Annotated in this window: 13 protein-coding genes and 10 pseudogenes; 14 read left to right on the top strand and 9 right to left on the bottom strand. The window is 66.8% G+C overall.

All coding sequences use genetic code 11. From position 1 onward, the window contains the following. Positions 1 to 481: 481 nt before the first annotated feature. Complete coding sequence (locus H293_RS61165; protein WP_259294737.1) at positions 482 to 820, top strand: transposase family protein; 339 nt, start codon at positions 482 to 484, stop codon at positions 818 to 820. 276 nt (positions 821 to 1,096) lie between these two features. Here H293_RS61165 and H293_RS61160 read toward each other — a convergent pair whose 3' ends face one another. Beyond that, positions 1,097 to 1,246: a hypothetical protein gene (locus H293_RS61160; protein ID WP_020124755.1), complete on the bottom strand. Its 150-nt coding sequence runs from the start codon at positions 1,244 to 1,246 to the stop codon at positions 1,097 to 1,099. Between the two features lie 168 nt (positions 1,247 to 1,414). Here H293_RS61160 and H293_RS61155 point away from each other — a divergent pair, with 168 nt between their 5' ends. After that, a complete protein-coding gene (locus H293_RS61155; protein WP_259294736.1) occupies positions 1,415 to 1,627 on the top strand; it encodes a hypothetical protein in 213 nt (70 codons plus the stop codon). A 457-nt stretch (positions 1,628 to 2,084) separates the two neighbouring features. Here the strand turns inward: H293_RS61155 and H293_RS52125 are convergent, their stop codons facing one another. The 3 genes and pseudogenes from H293_RS52125 to H293_RS56670 form a co-directional block, all read right to left on the bottom strand. Beyond that, the gene (locus tag H293_RS52125; protein WP_020124754.1) at positions 2,085 to 2,867 is read right to left on the bottom strand and encodes an SDR family NAD(P)-dependent oxidoreductase; all 783 of its coding nucleotides are present in this window, start codon (positions 2,865 to 2,867) and stop codon (positions 2,085 to 2,087) included. A gap of 148 nt (positions 2,868 to 3,015) precedes the next feature. Then, entirely contained in the window at positions 3,016 to 3,942 is a 927-nt protein-coding gene (locus tag H293_RS0147300) for an NmrA/HSCARG family protein (protein ID WP_020124753.1), read from the bottom strand. 206 nt (positions 3,943 to 4,148) lie between these two features. Further along, a pseudogene (locus H293_RS56670) lies at positions 4,149 to 4,548 on the bottom strand (transposase family protein); the annotation flags it as partial. 292 nt (positions 4,549 to 4,840) lie between these two features. Between H293_RS56670 and H293_RS0147290 the strand changes: the two are divergent. Continuing rightward, positions 4,841 to 5,848 (top strand): aldo/keto reductase, encoded by a 1,008-nt coding sequence (locus H293_RS0147290; protein WP_020124751.1) that lies wholly within the window; start codon positions 4,841 to 4,843, stop codon positions 5,846 to 5,848. Between the two features lie 188 nt (positions 5,849 to 6,036). Beyond that, positions 6,037 to 7,039: pseudogene (locus tag H293_RS61900) on the top strand (Tn3 family transposase). A 234-nt stretch (positions 7,040 to 7,273) separates the two neighbouring features. Here the strand turns inward: H293_RS61900 and H293_RS0147265 are convergent. The 3 genes from H293_RS0147265 to H293_RS58915 form a co-directional block, all read right to left on the bottom strand. After that, on the bottom strand, positions 7,274 to 7,813 hold the full coding sequence (locus H293_RS0147265; RefSeq protein WP_020124747.1) for a DinB family protein: 540 nt from the start codon (positions 7,811 to 7,813) through the stop codon (positions 7,274 to 7,276). 80 nt (positions 7,814 to 7,893) lie between these two features. Then, the gene (locus tag H293_RS52120; RefSeq protein ID WP_158694584.1) at positions 7,894 to 9,111 is read right to left on the bottom strand and encodes an acyl-CoA dehydrogenase family protein; all 1,218 of its coding nucleotides are present in this window, start codon (positions 9,109 to 9,111) and stop codon (positions 7,894 to 7,896) included. A gap of 137 nt (positions 9,112 to 9,248) precedes the next feature. Further along, positions 9,249 to 9,404: a hypothetical protein gene (locus H293_RS58915; RefSeq protein ID WP_158694583.1), complete on the bottom strand. Its 156-nt coding sequence runs from the start codon at positions 9,402 to 9,404 to the stop codon at positions 9,249 to 9,251. Here H293_RS58915 and H293_RS0147250 point away from each other — a divergent pair. The 7 genes and pseudogenes from H293_RS0147250 to H293_RS59670 form a co-directional block, all read left to right on the top strand. Continuing rightward, a complete protein-coding gene (locus tag H293_RS0147250) occupies positions 9,403 to 10,377 on the top strand; it encodes a helix-turn-helix transcriptional regulator (RefSeq protein WP_259294735.1) in 975 nt (324 codons plus the stop codon). The genes H293_RS58915 and H293_RS0147250 overlap by 2 nt on opposite strands. 74 nt (positions 10,378 to 10,451) lie before the next feature. Then, a pseudogene (locus H293_RS61145) lies at positions 10,452 to 10,785 on the top strand (transposase family protein); the annotation flags it as partial. A 9-nt stretch (positions 10,786 to 10,794) separates the two neighbouring features. Next, positions 10,795 to 11,263 (top strand): annotated as a pseudogene (locus tag H293_RS62055) (IS701 family transposase); the annotation flags it as partial. A 160-nt stretch (positions 11,264 to 11,423) separates the two neighbouring features. Continuing rightward, positions 11,424 to 11,672, top strand: a complete 249-nt coding sequence (locus tag H293_RS0147245) for a hypothetical protein (protein ID WP_020124743.1) — start codon at positions 11,424 to 11,426, stop codon at positions 11,670 to 11,672. Positions 11,673 to 11,753: 81 nt separating this feature from the next. Next, positions 11,754 to 11,992, top strand: a pseudogene (locus tag H293_RS56655) (transposase); the annotation flags it as partial. Between the two features lie 478 nt (positions 11,993 to 12,470). Further along, on the top strand, positions 12,471 to 13,313 hold the full coding sequence (locus H293_RS0147240) for a helix-turn-helix transcriptional regulator (RefSeq protein ID WP_028808834.1): 843 nt from the start codon (positions 12,471 to 12,473) through the stop codon (positions 13,311 to 13,313). Between the two features lie 178 nt (positions 13,314 to 13,491). After that, a pseudogene (locus H293_RS59670) lies at positions 13,492 to 14,025 on the top strand (transposase); the annotation flags it as partial. 65 nt (positions 14,026 to 14,090) lie between these two features. Here the strand turns inward: H293_RS59670 and H293_RS56645 are convergent. After that, a pseudogene (locus tag H293_RS56645) lies at positions 14,091 to 14,296 on the bottom strand (leucine zipper domain-containing protein); the annotation flags it as partial. Between the two features lie 392 nt (positions 14,297 to 14,688). Further along, a pseudogene (locus tag H293_RS56640) lies at positions 14,689 to 14,964 on the bottom strand (transposase); the annotation flags it as partial. Between the two features lie 16 nt (positions 14,965 to 14,980). Here H293_RS56640 and H293_RS61895 point away from each other — a divergent pair. From H293_RS61895 to H293_RS52105, 3 genes and pseudogenes are all read left to right on the top strand, one after another. Then, positions 14,981 to 15,624: pseudogene (locus H293_RS61895) on the top strand (transposase); the annotation flags it as partial. Between the two features lie 9 nt (positions 15,625 to 15,633). Continuing rightward, a pseudogene (locus H293_RS61890) lies at positions 15,634 to 15,915 on the top strand (transposase); the annotation flags it as partial. A 225-nt stretch (positions 15,916 to 16,140) separates the two neighbouring features. Continuing rightward, positions 16,141 to 16,430: transposase domain-containing protein (locus H293_RS52105; RefSeq protein WP_028808514.1), on the top strand; the 290-nt coding region annotated here is incomplete at its 3' end.

The following is a 16,430-nucleotide window of genomic DNA, read 5'->3' as shown; positions in this document are numbered from 1 at the left end:
TTCCTCGCCTTCCTCGGTCTGGCGGCCGCCCTGATCTGCTACAAGAAACTTGCGAAGCTCACCACATGAGGCTCACCACATGAGACACCCTCTTAACGCTGAGGCAATGACTTTCCCAGGGGACCCCGACCAGACGATGTTCGTGTATCTCCCCAAGCCGGGATCTCCATCCGAACACGCTCTGCAGATGCTCACCGCGCTGTCCTCGCCCACCGCGCCGCACGGTACGCCGCCTCACGCGACCCCCGCACGTCCGCCAACACAGTGACAGGGCTTGGGCGAGTTCCGGGGTCGGGGCGGTTGGTCGGGCCGTGACCGGTTGGGGCATATAGCAGAGCAGGCACGGGCTTCGTGATCATTGAGGTGTCGAAGCACAACGATCAGGAAGTGGCCCGTGCCTGCCGCTGTATCTCCTCTCATCCCACTTGTGTTGGTGAGGCTGGGTCCGCTGGACATCGGCCAAGTCGCTGACCTACGGCCCTTGCTGGACTTGGTGCCCAACCCGCGTGCGGGGCGGGGCCGCTGGTACTCGTTGACCGCAATCCCCCTCGTCTGTGCCTGCGCGGCCGTGTCGGGAGCGAGGAGCATCGACGAGATCGCCGAGTGGGCGGCGCGGGCCTCGGAGCATGTGCTGACGGCCGTCGGAGTCAGACGGCATCCGCTGCGGTGGCGTCGTTCTTCCTCGCGGACAACGATCGGCCGTGTGCTGGCGGCCGTCGACGGTGACGCCCTGGACCGGGCCGTCGGTGCCTACGTCGCCGGCCAGGACCCTGCGGGAACGGCTCCGGAGCAACAGCAGGTGATCGCCGTCGACGGGTAAATCGCTGAGAGGGTCGGCCCGCCCCTCGGCCGGCCCGCAGGCACCGGCTCTCCGCGGTCACCCACCACTGGCCCTGACCCTCGCCCAGGCGGAGGCCGGCGCGAAAACGAACGAGACCGCGCACTACCAGCCCCTGTTGGAATCGCTGGACCTGGACGGAACTCTCGTCACTTTCGACGCTCTGCACTCGGCCCAAGCGAACGCCAGCCGGCTGGTCGAGACCAAGAAGGCCCACTACATCTCGGTGATCAAGGCGAACCAGCCGACCGCATACCGTCAACTCGCCGCCCTGCCCTGGCGGGACATCGCCTTCCAGCACACCACGACCTCCACCGGACGCGGTCGCCACGAGTCCCGCTCGATCAAGACCTGCGGCATCGCGGACCAGCTCAGCGGGATCGCCTTCCCCCACGCCTGCCTGGCCATCCGTGTCCATCGCCGCCGCAGGCAGACACAGGCCGACGCAAGAGCCGCGAGAGGCGCAAGAGCCGCGAGACCATCTACGCCGTCACCAGCCTCGCCGCTCACCAGACCACCCCCATCGACCTGGCCACCGCGATCCGCGGCCACTGGACGGTGGAGGCCCTGCACCATGTGAGAGACGCGACGTTCGCCGAGGACGCCTCCACCGTCCACACCCGGACCGCACCCCGCTCCATGGCGACCCTCCGCAACCTCACCATCGGCCTGCTCAAGATCCTCGGAGCCGACAACATCGCCAAGACCACCCGCGCAATCCGCGACCAACCCGAACGAGCACTCCCACTTCTGGGCATCACCAACGAGCTCGACCCTTACGGAACTTGATCAAGCCCTGCCGATGACCAGCTCCCGTACTACGCAGGTCGAGCCCGGCTGCTTACCGCGCGGGACTGATGCCGACGGCCCCTTGAGCGCCGGAGCGGGACGCGCGGATTCGCTCTTTCCCGGTCACTCCGGTTCGGGGTCGGGCTCTCGTCGCACTGCCCGGCAAAGTCCAGCAGTGGCAACGCGACCGCCGCGGGCACTCCTCCGACCGCATCACCGCCGAAAACGCCGCCCTCGCCGACCACAATCGCTGGAAGCAACAACCGCGCCGGAGCCACCGCTGCGACCGGCCGCCCGACATTCACCGCGCCATCGTCGGCCTCGTTCTCCCAAACAACCGTGCTGGTCGCAGCCGTAGACGAGTGGCTGCGACCAGCACGGTCGACAACAGATCCCGGTCCGCCCAGCACTGGTCAGCGGAGTCAGAGTCCGTCGTGCGCGCTTTCGGCGCACCGGTTCAGGTGGCTACCGTTGGGGGAAGGTGGATCACCTGGTTCAGGCCGCCATCGACCATGATGGATGCGCCGTTGACGTAGCTGGCCTCAGAGCTTGCCAGAAAGGCCACAACGGCGGCGAACTCCTCGGGTGTTCCCATACGGCGCATGGGAATGTGCGACGAGTAAGCTTCCACGGCACCGGGCACGTCGCCCATGAATCCGGTCATGCCGGTCGGGTAGATCACGCCCGGGTGCACGGTGTTGGCACGGATGCCCTGCGCGCCGTATTCGATCGCGATGCTGGCGGTCAGGCTCTCTGCGGCACTCTTGGCGGCACTGTAAGCGGGCTGGCCGTAATTTTTGTGGAGTGCGTTCGATGAGCCGATGTTCACGATGTTGCCCTGGGTCCGCTTGAGGTGCGGAATCGCAGCCCTGGCCGTGTAGAGGATCGAGCTCGCGTTGACGGCGAGGATGTCCTGCCAGGTCTCGGTGTCCAGTTCGGCGAGCAGGCCGATATCGCTGACGCCCGCGCAGTTCACGAGGACGTCCAGACGCTGGAACTCTTCGGCCGTTCCGTCGACCAGTTCGACGACCGCGGCCTCGTCTCGGACGTCCACCACCCGCGAAACGATGGTGCTGCCCTCAGGCGCCCGCGCGACCGTCCGGTCCAGCTTCTCCGCGTCCCGTCCGACGACTACTACCGCCGCACCTTCCTCGGCAAGCCGCAAGGCGATGGCGGCCCCCATACCGGAACTGCCCCCGATCACCAGGGCGACGCGGTCCGTAAACCGATTGAATCCCATGTTTCATTTCCTTTTTCAAATGAATGCAATCAAGGCCCGGCCACTGAGGGGGTAAAAGGCGGAAGGAGTCGGACCCGAGCACGAGGTTCCCGTCCGCCGTCCGACCGCCGCACAGTTCAATCCGGCGGACCCAAGTGGTCTACGAAGCTCAGGACGCGAGCTCTACATGCTCGCGCGCCCAATCCTCGAAGCTGGTGAGCGGGATGCCGAGGTCCCTCGCGAACTCGGGACGGGCCGGCTGCCCGACCACGTTGTACAGCTCGTGAGCGGCACCCATGGGCGGCATCCCGGCGGCGAAGGCTTCCTCCATGGTCATTTCGGGGGCGGACAGCGGTACGTCCAGCACGCGACTGAGGATCTCCGCGATCTGCGTCATCGACAGGTAGTCGCTCGCCAGTTCCAGCTCGACCGTGTTGAACTTCTCCGGTGCGGCGATGGCAGCGGCGGCCGCACTGCCGATGTCCCGCACCGCGACGAGGGGCATCGACGTCTCGGGTTTCACGACGCTCACCAGACCTCCCTCGACGCCACGCGGCAAGTAGAACCCCATGGACGGGAGGAAGTTGTCCATGAAGAAGCCGGGCTTGAGCAGCGTCCAGTAAGGGAAGCCGGCTTCACGGACGCGGTCCTGGATCCTGCTCTTGGTGGAGTAATAGGGCTCCATGTGAGCCCAGCGCCCCTCATCCCAACCGGGGAACTCCGCAGTGTGCTGGCCGGCGCCGCTGACTGTCGACTGCACGAAATGCGACACGCCGGCGGCACGTGCGCCTTCGATGAGATTGACGGCCTGGGCCGCTTCCAGGTCGAAGTCGAAACCTTCCGCGGAGCCGGGCGCGATCTGCACCGAGAAGACGGCGCGTACACCCTCGGTGGCCCGGGTCACGGAGTCGCGGTCGAGGAGGTCACCCTTGACGAGTTCGGCGCCGAGCGCCTCGACCGCTAGGGACGGCGCGCTCGCCGGATCGCGCACCAGGGCACGGACGGGGAATCCCGCCGCGATCAGGGCCCGAGCCGTGGCCCCGCCCTGCTTGCCCGTGGCACCAGTGACCAGGACGGGCGCAGAGTTCGTGGACATGCTGCTCCTTGGGATGGGGCGACGTGCTGGAAAGCGGCATCAAAGAAAGCTGAAGGTCGCCACTGGGCACCGCACCCACTGCTAGCGGTAGAACGTTCGGTTCTGCTGGCAGCGTATGGGAAGGCCGACCAGGCTGCAAGACCAGTCGTTCTACCGAGTCCTTCTCGGTATGGCTTGTGACGTTCTGAGCACTCCGTCGAGGTCATGCGGTCGTGTTCGAGCTGGAGCAGGACGAGGGCGGCTCGGGCGATGCGGGTGATGGCAGCGGAGTCGAGGCTGACCCTGCGCAGGGCCTTGCAGGTGACCTTCGGCAGGGCGTTGGCCCGCTCGGCAACGGCGTGAACGCCTCGGATCACTGCGGCGAACGCCTGCTCGGACTCGGCGAGTTCGCCGCCCTTGGGCTTCTTGACCGGGTGGCGCAAGCCGTCTGCGGCGTTCTTGTAGCCGAGGTCGGTCAGGGTGGGGATGCTCAGGGTGACAGCAAGCCGGTTCAGGGCGTCGACCAGGCCGTCTGCGCGGGCGCAGGTGGTGTCGTGCTCGCGGCCCGGCCGGGCCGGGGAGACCCACAGAGCCATCCGGGGATGAGACGACCGGCACGTTCCCTCCGGGGGGCGCAGAAACGGTATGAACGACTCAGGTCATGACGCTGCAAGCGGGCTGTACTCAAGAACTCGCGGCATATGGCGAGGCACGCGGCGGCCCTAAGCTCCGCGTACGGCGCACGTGTTGGTGCACCGCCCGAGCGGTGAGGCGCCATCCCCGCCGCTCGGCGCCCGCTTTGGGGCTACACAGTTCCAGAAACGCTGTGCCTTCCCGGGTCGGGAAATCGACCTCGAGGCGCTCGTGTACCGTCGATCAAACATGAGGGGGTCTCCGCTTTAGGTACATGGGAGCAGGTATGCGGTATCAGACGTTCGGTCGGCGCACGGGACTTCGGGTGTCGGAACTGGCGCTCGGCGCCGCGATGTTCGGGACGAGGCCCGGTGTCCGGGCCAACCCCGAACAGGCGCGCGCCGTTTTTGACGCCTATGCCGATGCCGGAGGGAACTTCATCGACACCTCCGATGCCTACGAACGCGGTGAGTCCGAGGCCGTCCTCGGTGATCTGCTGCGAGACCGCCGCGAGCAGTTCGTCCTCGCCACGAAGTACACGCGCATGCCGCTTACCGGGGTGAACCTCACGGGTAACAGCCGCCGGACCGCCATCCGCTCCGTCGAGGCCAGTCTGCGGCGCCTGAATACCGACTACCTTGACGTGCTCTGGGTGCACCTGCCTGACGGCGTCACGCCCATCGACGAGATCCTCACCACCTTCGACGACCTCACCCGGTCCGGCAAGATCCTTCACGGCGGCCTGTCGAACTTTCCCGCCTGGCGCGTGGCAGCCGCGGCCGTGAAAAGTCCGACACTCCTGGGTGTGCAGGAGCCGCTCAACCTCTTGAACCGCGGTTTGGAACGCGAGATGCTCCCCGCCGCCGAGGCGTTCGGCCTAGGGGTCTGCACGTACTTCCCGCTCGCTTCGGGGCGGCTCACCGGGAAGTATCGTCAAGGCGAGAAGGGAAGGTTCACCGATATGAACCTTCCCTTGGAGGATGCAGGGCAGCGGAAGACTGTCCTGGACACGTTGCTGGAAGTCTCCCAGGAGGCCGGCGAGGCACCTGGGCGCGTCGCGATGGCCTGGCTGCTCGCCCGGGCCGACCGGGCGACCACCGCCATCGTTCCGATCGTCGGGCCCCGCACGCCCGAGCAGCTTCAGGATTACGTCAAGGCGCTTGCCTTCGATCTGGACCCGGAACACTACCGGCGTCTCGACGAGGCCAGCGCCCCGCCCATCGAAGACAACACCAGTCACTCTTTCGGTGGCGAGTTCGACCGCTTCAAGCTCCCCGCCGTCCCGGTGGTCTGACCTCACCCGACGCACCATGCCGACTGGCTGTCATGTCCCCGGGCCCGAAAGCCCCAACCTCAACGCGTTGAGCCGCTACGGCGTCACCCCACCGTCCCGGCCGTCGGCACTCTTCCCGGGCTCTCGTAGCCCGGCGCCGTGCCGCTCACGGCACAGGTCGATGACCAGGTTGATCACTCACCGTCCCCATGCAGACCCTGTACGCGGGTTCGAATCCCCGGTATTTCGGCCTGCGGTACACGGGTGCCACCTGGCTCAACGAGGTAAATGACCAAGTCATGGCGCTCGGCGGGGTGGTCGTGCCGGGCACGCTGCGCGACTCGCTGTTCATCCTGGGCGCCATCCACGCCCGCGACGGCGGTCCGAAACCGGAAACCGTCATCACCGACACCGCGTCGTACTCCGACATCGCTTTCGGCCTGTTCGCCATCTGCGGCTACCAATTCTCGCCGAGGATCGCCGACATCTCCGACGCGCGGCTGTGGCGGACGAACACCGCGGCTGGCTACGGCCGCTCCAGCCGGTCTCCAACCATACGATCCGTCTCGACCGGATACGCGCCCATTGGGGCGGCATGCTTCGCGTGGCCGGGTCGCTAACCCTGGGGGAAGTCCGCGGCCACGACCTGATCCACATGCTCTCCCGGAACGGCAAGCCGACCGGGCTGGGTGACGCGGTCGCCCACTATGGACGGATCTTCAAGACCCTGCACCTGCTCCAGTTCGTCTCGGACGAGGGATACCGGCGGATGATCGGCGCCCAGCTCAACGTCACCGAAGCTCGCCACCGCCTCGCACGGAAGATCTTCTTCGGGCAGCGCGGTGAACTGCGCCAGCACTACCGCGAGGGATGGAGGACCCGCTCGGCGCCCTCGGCCTGGCCCTCAACGCCGTGGTGCTCTTCGAGAGCCTCTGCATCGACGCCGCCGTCAAGCAGCTGGCCGCCGACGGCTTCCCGGTCACCGCCGAACTCCTCGCACGGCTCTCGCCGCTCCAGTACGACCACATAAAACTTCCTCGGCCATACGCCTTCACCAGCCCCCCCGGCACCAGGTCTGCGCCCTCGACGCGATCCTCGGCTGGAAGACGGGGACGACGACGCATAACCGCTGAGCGGCGGCCGCAACCGAAGGCGATCCGGAAGAAACGCCATCGACTTCCCGAGCCGCTTCGCCGCGGAGGCCCAGCGTGAACACCTTGTTCTGGGAGTCCTGCATCTCCCGGAGCGCAGCTTTCCGTTCCTTCTGTGCGAGCCGGTCCAGATACTGCAGGCACCGGGCGAACCGTCGCGAGTACGAGAACCGCGTTACAGTAACTCCCTCGTAGCAGACGCTCGGCGCTGATACACCGCCGAGACCGCAGCCCAGAACGCTACACGGGGCTACTCGCACCTGGCCGTAGCTATAACGAGGACAGGTCTTTTCCTTCAGCCCGTGCTCCTCTTTCCGTCTAGCGCTTCGCGGATGATGTCGGCGTGGCCGGCATGCTGGGCGGTGTCCAACACGACGTGCAGCAGCACTCGGCGGACCGTCCAGTGCTGCTCGGTGAAGAAGGGGCTGTCCGGCAGCGCGATGGTGGTGTCCAGGTCGGGCTGTGTGGCGATCAACGTGTCGAACCGGCGGTTCGACACGTCGTAGCCGGCGAGCAGAGCATCCAGCGTCTCGCCCGGCATCATGCGGAACTGCTCGGCATGGCGGGCCCAGTCCGCCTCGGTCAGGCTGTCAAAGTCCGGCAGTGCAGACCGGCCCTCCGCCAGGAAATTCGCCCACATCTGCTCTACAGCCGTGACGTGCTTGATCAAGCCGCCCAGACAGAGGTCGCTGACGGTGGTGCGTCGGCGGGCTTCCTCGTCGCTCAGGCCGCTGACAGTCCCCCGCAAGGACTGCCGAGCCCGGTCGATCTGGGTAACCAGGTCGGCATGCTCACCGCTTCTGTTCTGCTTACCACCGGTCGTGCTCTCGCTCATAATCTACCCTCGCTCTTAATCCGTATCTCTTACGTCTTGTCAGGCCGGCGGCCTGCTGTGTGCCCGCGCTCCCGGAATGCCTAGGCGTCCTCGGCGGGCAGCTCCTCGGGGGCCAGGGCGCTGCCGAGCTGGTCGGCCACCACGTACGGGTTGACCGCGCCGTGGCGGCTTCCGATGGCGACATCGCGCCAGAACCTGCTCAGCGCATTGCCCTCCGTGAGCGCGCTGGAGCCGTGCAGATCGAGCAACATGTCCAGTGCCGTACGGCAGTCACGCAGGGCGGACACCAGCTGCATCCGCGCGCCCGCCGCTTCGGTGGCCAAGGAGGTGTTGCCAAGGTCTGCAGCATCGAGCATGTCCGCCACCCCCAGCGTGCGCTGCTCGGCCGTGTCCACGAGCTGGCTGGACTCGGCGAACATGAGCCGCGCCGACGGTGACTGGCTGCGCCGTGTGTAGGAGGTGCCGAACACCGGTCGCTCGGTCGTCATCAACGGCCTGACCAGGTCCAACGCTCCCCGCGCCGCCCCGAGCAGCGGTGCTACCGTGTGCAGGACGACCGACAACTGGCGCGTGCCGATGCCCGGACCCTCCAGGTGCTCGGGCTGTTTCATCAAGAACGCGTCCGGCACGAACACTTCCTCGGCCACCAGGGTGTGGCTGCCCGTGCCCCGCAAACCCACCGCTTGGTCCCAGGTCCGGTCGATCAGCAACCGTTCCGTGGGCAGGATGACCAGACACGCGCGGTCCGTCCTCTCATCGTCGATCATGCCCAGGCCCACCTCCGCCCACCGGGCTTCCAGGCACCCCGACGCGTAGGACCAGCGCCCGTCGACCAGGTAACCGCCGTCCACCCTGCGGGCATGGCCTGCGGGCACGGCGGTGCCGCACACCCGCACGTTCGGGTCGGCGTACACGGCCTCCTGCGCCTCGGTCGTCATCCAGTCGAAGAAGAACGACTTGGCGGTGGCGCTCACCGCCGCGAGCCAGGCGGTCGAAGGGCACCCCGCGCCCAGTTCGGCAAAAACCCCAACCATCGTGCGGTGGTCGGCGTCGAGCCCCCCGAAATTCTCGGGGGTGGTCAGGGCGAACGCACCCGCTTCCTCGGCAGCGGCCCGACTCTCCACTGTGGGCTTTCCCTGCTCTTCCGTCGCCGTCGCGTTCGCGGCGAGCACCGCCCGAGCCGCGCGGGCGCGGCTGCACGGGTCGGCGGTGGCAGCCGAGGGAACGGTGGGGTGATCAACCGGCATAGTAATTCTCCAAGCGATTCTTGAGTCCAACGAGGCGAGCGATCCGCGCACCCTCATCGGCGCCACCCGTTATGCAACAGTTCCAGGCAGGCGGGCCAGGAAGTCCGCATTCTCCGATCGCGTAGGCGATGGTTCCGTCGGATCGATGCTGGAGTGCGCCAGCCGGTGCCCTATGAGCTGCTCGTCGGTCAAGGTTCGAACATCGTCCATGCCGTGGTGGAAAGTGTTTCCTGCGAGGTCGCCATCGCGACCTCGTGACCCGCGGACTGCAACAACCGGGCCGTCGGCGCGATCATGGCGCACAGATGCGACGGCACGGCAAGACTCGTCAGCACAACTTTCATGATCGACAGTCAAGATCGTGGACCGCCACGGTGCCATGTCCGTACGGTCACCGCGCATGTCCCGTTGTGCGCGCCCCGAGCTAGCATGCAGCGGGTGGACTTGCTCAGCGACATCGCCAGCCGGATCCGGGGCGGTCACGCCTTCGCATGCCAAATCGGCGAGCCGGGGCCGTGGCGGCAGAGGTTCCCGTCCAAAACCGGCATCGGCTTCCACGTCATCCAGCACGGAACCGTCTGGCTGACGTCCGCGGAGAAACCACCGGAGCCGACGGCCGCAGGAGACGTGATCTTCCTTCCTACCGGTGCAGAACACGCGCTCCACGGCGAAGACGTCACCTTGCTGTCCGGCTGCTACCACCTTGCCGACCCACAGGTACATGCCGCTCTGCGACGCCTGCCGCCGGTCTCGGTCGTCACCGGTGGCCTCCCCCGGCTGGCCGAGCTGTCCACCCTGCTGAGCGACGACCTTGCCGCTGACCGGCCCGGGGCGGACGCGAACCGCGCGGCGCTGGTCGGCCTCGTCGTCGTGCAGGTGCTGCGCCACGCGGAGACGGCCGGCGCATGGGCGGTCCCCGACCCGGTCATCGCGGCCGCCGTGCGTTCCCTCCACGACGATCCTCGCGCGCCGTGGACCGTCCAGCTCCTCAGCAGCCAGGCAGGAATGTCCCGCACGGCCTTCACCCGGCGATTCACCATCCTCGTCGGCAAACCCCCGATGGCCTACGTGAGAGATGTGCGGCTGAGCACCGCCGCCCGCATGTTGCGCGAGACCGACGCACCACTCACCGCGATCGCCCGTCAGTCCGGTTACGCCAACGAGTTCTCCTTCGCCACCGCCTTCCGCCGCGAATACGGCATCTCTCCGGGCCGCTTCCGCACCGGCCCCCACCATGGGCCAAGCGTTCCCGACCTCCAGCACGCGGCAACGCGGCAACGCGGTCCTCGGCATGCCGAGGACCATAAAGCCCGCTGAACCGGCAAAACGGGCACATCCGAATCGGAACCAAGATCTATCCACTACCGCAAATTTCGTTCGGATACCGCCCGAGGGCCGACTTCTCCCACAAGCACCGCCGACACGGGGTGAACGTGCAGGTCATGACCGGCCCGACCGAGAGGCTGCTGTTGCTCTCGCCCGCGCTGCCGGCCGCTCGCATAACCTGACCACCGCCCGCGCCCACCGGATCACCCGGATCACCCGGATTTGTAAGCGCCAGGGCATTCCGGTCATCACCGGCCTCGCCTACATGGAAGCCGGACCATGGGTGACAACAGCCCTCAGCCGCACACCGGGCCTTGACCTCACGCCTATCAACAGACTGTCAACCGCGCGCTGTCCGCGGCATGGGTGCCGGTCGAGCGCGGCATCGCACCGTTGAAGCCTTCGCGGACCGGCCCCCACCCGCCGGCCGACCTCGCCGAGATCGTCCGCCCCTACGGACTGCGGCCATGGACCGCGCAGAGTTACAAGCAGATCAAGGACGAACTCGGCTGGGCCGACTCCCAAGTCCGCTCCCACCGCGCCATCCGCCACCACCAAACCCTGGTCAACTGCGCCTTCTCCTTCTGTTGGGACCAGTGGTTCGCCCCACCCGGACCCGTGGACGCCGCCCGCGCCAGACCCTGTCCCAACGAGGGGCCACAGAGAGGGAGCGGTCCCTCCCACCAGCACCAACAGCCATGGCGACCCAGGGCCTTACACACCATCCGGTCCTGCTCACCCCCGCCATCACACTCAACCGATGGTGGAGAGCCTGGACCGACAAGGACCCACCCTCCAGGCTCCAGACCCTGATCGACGCGGTCGCCATCGGACACGGCATCGCCCTCTACCGCCGAATTCAACGAACAACCGGTAGACGGAGCCTGTGGAGTTGACTGGGCAGCGCTTTCCGAGCAAGCTTTGCATGAGAGAGAACGTTCTACCCCGCCTATGGGGATTCACTAGTTCGTTTACGGGCATTCCGACAGATTTGCTGAACGCGTCGCGAGACACGGGCGTCGGCCTAGGAACAGCCCATGACAGATTGGAAGCTGACTGTGAAGAAGCTCGCCATCGCCGCCCTGCTCGGGCTCGGCGTTCTGACCGCGACCACTGGCCCCGCCGCAGCCTCGGGGTATGTCTACACCGGGTACTGGTACAGCAGCTACGCTGCGTGCGAGCAGGCCTGGACGAACTCACACGGCGGGCCGGGCGGCACAAGCCTGCCGCACCAGTGCAAGTACAACTCGGTCGGCGTATACGAGTTGTGGGCTTACCAGCTCTGATCTCATTTACAACGACTGACACAATGCGGTGGATCGCGCTGGTTCCCGTGTCCGGGGCCGTAGTTGGACGTTCGCTCCGTCGTGGGGACGTCGCGGTGGATCGTGTCGGATGAACTGTGGGATCACCTGGAGCCGCTGCTGCCTCAGCGGGAGCGCAGGTTCCGGTAACCAGGCCGCAAGCCGTTGCCGGACCGCGATGTGCTGTGCTGTGCTGTGCTGTGCTGTGCTGTGCTGTGCTGTGCGGGATCTTGTACGTGCTGCACACCGGGATCCAGTGGGAGTACTTGCCGCAGGACCTCGGCTTCGGCTCCGGGATCTCCGGGAAGACGGTTGTCCCCCGCCCGGCCAGCGCACGGTTTATCAACGGCCCGCCACTCATGTGCCACCCCCCTCCTCGGCGGTGCGCACGAAGGCGATGGTCCGCTGAGGTGACGGCGGGGCAGATCACCCGTACGGCAGGGGACGACACCTGCCACCACGGCGCTCATCGATCGTCACCTGACTGTCCCGGTGACTGCCTCGTGTCGTATGGGGCGACCACCACCAGTGCTCACGTCCGACCGTAACGGGTGAGCCAGGAACTGGTCGCCTGAACCCGGCCACGGTGTCGGGGAAGGAAACACACTCCGGTGGCACCCATCGAGATATCCGATCGCGGCCAACGGTGTGGTGGCACGTCACTGGTGCAACGGAGAGCGTCGTGGCGGACGGAGAAATCCCGGCTGTCGACCGGCCCTCGACGGCCTTGGCGGCATCTTGGACTGGCCCGCGGAAAACCCGACGGCCATAATGGTGCGGATGCCTACAGATATTCACTCCCTCGGCACGCTGTTGCGGACATGGCGCGAACGTCTCCATCCAGCCGATGTCGGATTGGAGTCGTTCGGCCGTCGACGCGCAAAGGGGCTGCGCCGCGAAGAAGTCGCGGAGCTGGCGGGGGTCAGTGTGGACTATGTGACGCGCCTCGAACAGGGACGCTCACTGACGCCGTCCGCACACGTCGTCGTCTCACTGGCACGCGCCCTCCAGCTCGATCGCGCCGAAACCGAAATGCTGCACCAGGCCGCCGGCTTGGCGCCGTCGAGTTCCGGTACGGTCTCGCGTGACATCCCACCAGGGGTTCAGCGCCTGATCACGCGAATGGCAGACCTGCCGCTGGCGGTCTTCGCCGCCGACTGGACACTCCTGACGGCGACCCCTTTGTCGTCCGCGCTGTTCGGGACCCCTTCCCTCGCCAACGTCCCGGAGCAGAACCTCATTCTCCAGACATTCTTGGCAGAAACCCAGGCGGAGGCAGCAACCCCGCATGGTGGCGCGGAGGCATTCCAACGGGCACTGGTCGCAGACCTCCGACGTTCAGCGACGTGGTTCGCAGATGATCCCCGGTTCCGGGGCCTCATCAAGACGGTTCAAGGGCAAAGCCCGCAGTTTGCCAAACTCTGGGAGGAGGGGCGGGCCGCGGCGCACAAGAGCCTTGTCAAGACCGTCCACCACTCATTGGTCGGAGATGTGACCCTCAACTGCGACGTAATGACCGTTCCTGACTCCGACATCAAGCTTGTTGTCTTCAGCGCACTTGCGGGTAGTGCCGACGCCAAAAAGCTCGACTGCCTCCGCGTCGGGGCGTCGGAAGTTGTCTAGACTAAAGAAGCCGTTGCTCTATCGATCCTGGTGAGCGTGAGTTCGAGGTTGCTGACTCGGTCGGGTGATCTTCTGCCTGGCCGGGCATGAGAGCGGGGCCTCCCGCACAGCTCGTGGGTGTCGAATCCAACCGAGCAACAGGAGGCCCCTGGTGCTGCAGTCTTTCGTGCCGACGCCGATGTCGTCCAACTCGGCCTCCCCGGAGTGTGATTGCCTCGCTCACCGGTTCGGGAACGCCGGGGACCGGCCGTACAGGCGCCCGAGGTATCCGTCCGACATGAGCGATGCGGAGTGGGCGGTCGTGCGCGACGCGATGCCGGTTCCCGGCTGGCTGGAGGGACGCGGCGGCCAGCCGGAGAGCTATTGCCACCGGCAGATGGTGGACGCGGTGCGCTACCTGGTCGCGGGCGGTATCACCTGGCGGGCGATGCCCGTGGACTTCCCCGCGTGGGACCGCGTCTACGCCTTCTTCCGGCGCTGGCGGGACAAGGGTTTGACCGCCGAGTTCCACGACCGGCTGCGTGAGCGGGTCCGCGTGGTCGCGGGCCGGGATCCGGAGCCGACGGCCGGCATCATCGACGCGCAGTCGGTGAAGGCAGCCGCTTCGGTGCCGTCCGCGACCAGGGGCTTCGATGGCGGGAAGAAGGTCAACGGCCGCAAGCGGCACATCGTGGTCGACACCCTCGGACTCCTGCTGTCCGTGACGGTGACCGCGGCCTCGGTCACCGACCGGCAGGCCGGGCAGACCCTGCTGGCCCGCCTGCACGAGCGGGGCGCAGTGCGGTGCGGTGTCGTTCGGGGGCGGCTGGAGCGGTCGGCGAGGCCCGCCTCGCCCTCGGCCCGCCAGCGGCGGATCCACTTGTGGGCCGTGGCGCGCGAGATGCCCATTTCGGCGGCCACATGGCGACCGGGCGGCCTGCGCAGACACGTTCGACCAGCAGCCGCCTGCCATGAACGGTCAGCCGGGCATTACGGTGAGACACGAAGACCTCCGTGCGGTGCAGTCCTAGACAGCTCCACCACACCGGAGGTCTTCGCCAAGATCAAGCCCGGCAAGTGTCAACAACGCTCGTGGTCAATACACTTGGTCGAATCGCTCATCGTTGTTCACGCTTCCGAGCCACCGACTGACCCGGCGGCCGAGCACATCGTTGAGACCGACCTTGACGTGCCAACCGGTCAGCTCACCCTGTCCAGCCCCGGGACCGATCCTGCCGACGGGCCGAGCCTGACTGTTCCCGCTGGATTGCTACGTGCTCGGTCTCTTACGTCCCGGCCGGACCACCATCGGTCGCCACTGGTGGAGGTCCCGGCGACCACTACCTGTATCAGGTGGATCTCTGGCTCTCCAACCGGACGTACGGACTCGTCATCGTCAAGCAAGGGCCGGAAATCTGGGCAGGGTAAGCCCTCGGCTACTCCTCACCTGCCGGCTGAGTACCAGGTTGTGCAGGCGGGCGATGCCCCTCATCGCGTGATGGACGCCGTCGCCCTTCAACCGGCAGTCTCGGAGGATCTTCCAGGTTTTCCCGCGGGCGAAGGCATGCTCGACGCGGGCGCGGACCTGGCGGTGGGAAGCGTTGTGCTCCTCCTTCCAGGCCGGCAGTTCGCTCTGCCCGCGCTCGCGGCGGTGCGGGGTGATCAGGCCGGTGCTCTCACTCGGAGCCCGGCTGCGATCTCTGATCAAGAAGGCCGGTCGCAAACGCAACATCGAGACCGAAACCGAGCGGCTCCATGCCGCCCTGCAACACCCGCAGATGCACCAACTCCCGTTGGTCGAACAGGCAATGGGACTCCAGACGATGACCTTACTGCGCAAGCTGGAGGCTGCCTGCACCAGCGCGGACGAGCTCGCCGAAGCTGCGGTGGAGACTTTTGAGAAGCACCCCGACGCCGAGATCATCACCAGCTTTCCAGGGCTCGGCGCCCTCACCGGCGCCCGGGTGCTTGCCGAAATCGGCGACGCCCGATCCCGCTTCGCCGACGCCAAGGCCCTGAAGGCATATGCCGGGGCCGCACCAGTCACACGAGCGTCCGGCAAGAGCGTCGCGGTCATGGCTCGCCGAGTCAAGAATCAGCGCCTGGCCTCCGTCGGCTACGTATGGGCATTCTCTGCCTTGACCGCCTCACCCGGCGCCAAGGCCCACTATGACCGCCGACGCAACGACGGAGACCGCCACACCGCGGCCGGCGCAACCTTTTCAACCGCATGATCGGCTGCCTTCACCACTGCCTCACCCAACGCATCCACTACGACGAAGCGACCGCATTCCCCGCACCAGCGGACCAACAACTCCGCGCTGCCGCTTGACAGATCAACGGCATCGGATGTCTGCCCCCGCACCACACCGCCCAGAACAGGGTCTGACGGGAGATCGTCCAGATCACCCTCGACCTGCTGGCCTGGATGCCCATGCTCGCCCTGACTGGCCAAGCCCGCCTCTTCAAGCCCCGCCGGAGGCGGTTCCACCTGTTCTCCGCGGCCGGCCAGCTCGTCACCACCGGCCGGCACCGCATCCTCCGCCGCGCCCGCCACTGGCCCTGGACCGGCGAGATCACCGCCACACTCGAACGGCTTGCGCTCCTGCCCAACCCCGGCTGACCAGCGAATTCGCCTGCCCCCACGAGAAGAGGACCCAGCCTGGAGCAGCGGAACCCGGCGCCCATCCGAGGCGACACTCGGGCCCTCGGAATGCCCGCCATCAGCCACCGAAAGCGAACCGGCCCACCGACGCCGTCGGCGGACCGTCACGCAAGACCGAGGTTAGGTACAATACCAGTGACTTAAGGGTCTCGACTGGTAGCGTGGCATCCAGGAGGTGCCTGGATGCCACGCCCTGGGCAGGTCAAGCCGGAGACGGATGAGCGGTTGTCGGACCGGATCGCGGTCGGGCTGCTAACGCGTACATTTCCGCCGGAGCTGGTGGACCGGGTGGTCGCTGAGTCCGGTCGTTCGGGTCAGCGCACTCGGCTGCTGCCGCCGCGGGTGGTGGTCTACTTCGTGCTGGCGATGTGCTTGTTCTCCGGGCAGGGGTATGAGGAGGTTGCGCGGCTGCTCACGCAGGGCCTGACCTGGGCGAAGCGCTGGTCAGGCTCGTGGCGGGTGCCGACCACGGC

The organism is Streptomyces canus 299MFChir4.1 (assembly GCF_000383615.1).
Classification (GTDB): domain Bacteria; phylum Actinomycetota; class Actinomycetes; order Streptomycetales; family Streptomycetaceae; genus Streptomyces; species Streptomyces canus_C.
The sequence above is the reverse complement of the archived record's forward strand: the minus strand, read 5'-3'. Positions and strand labels throughout refer to the sequence as shown.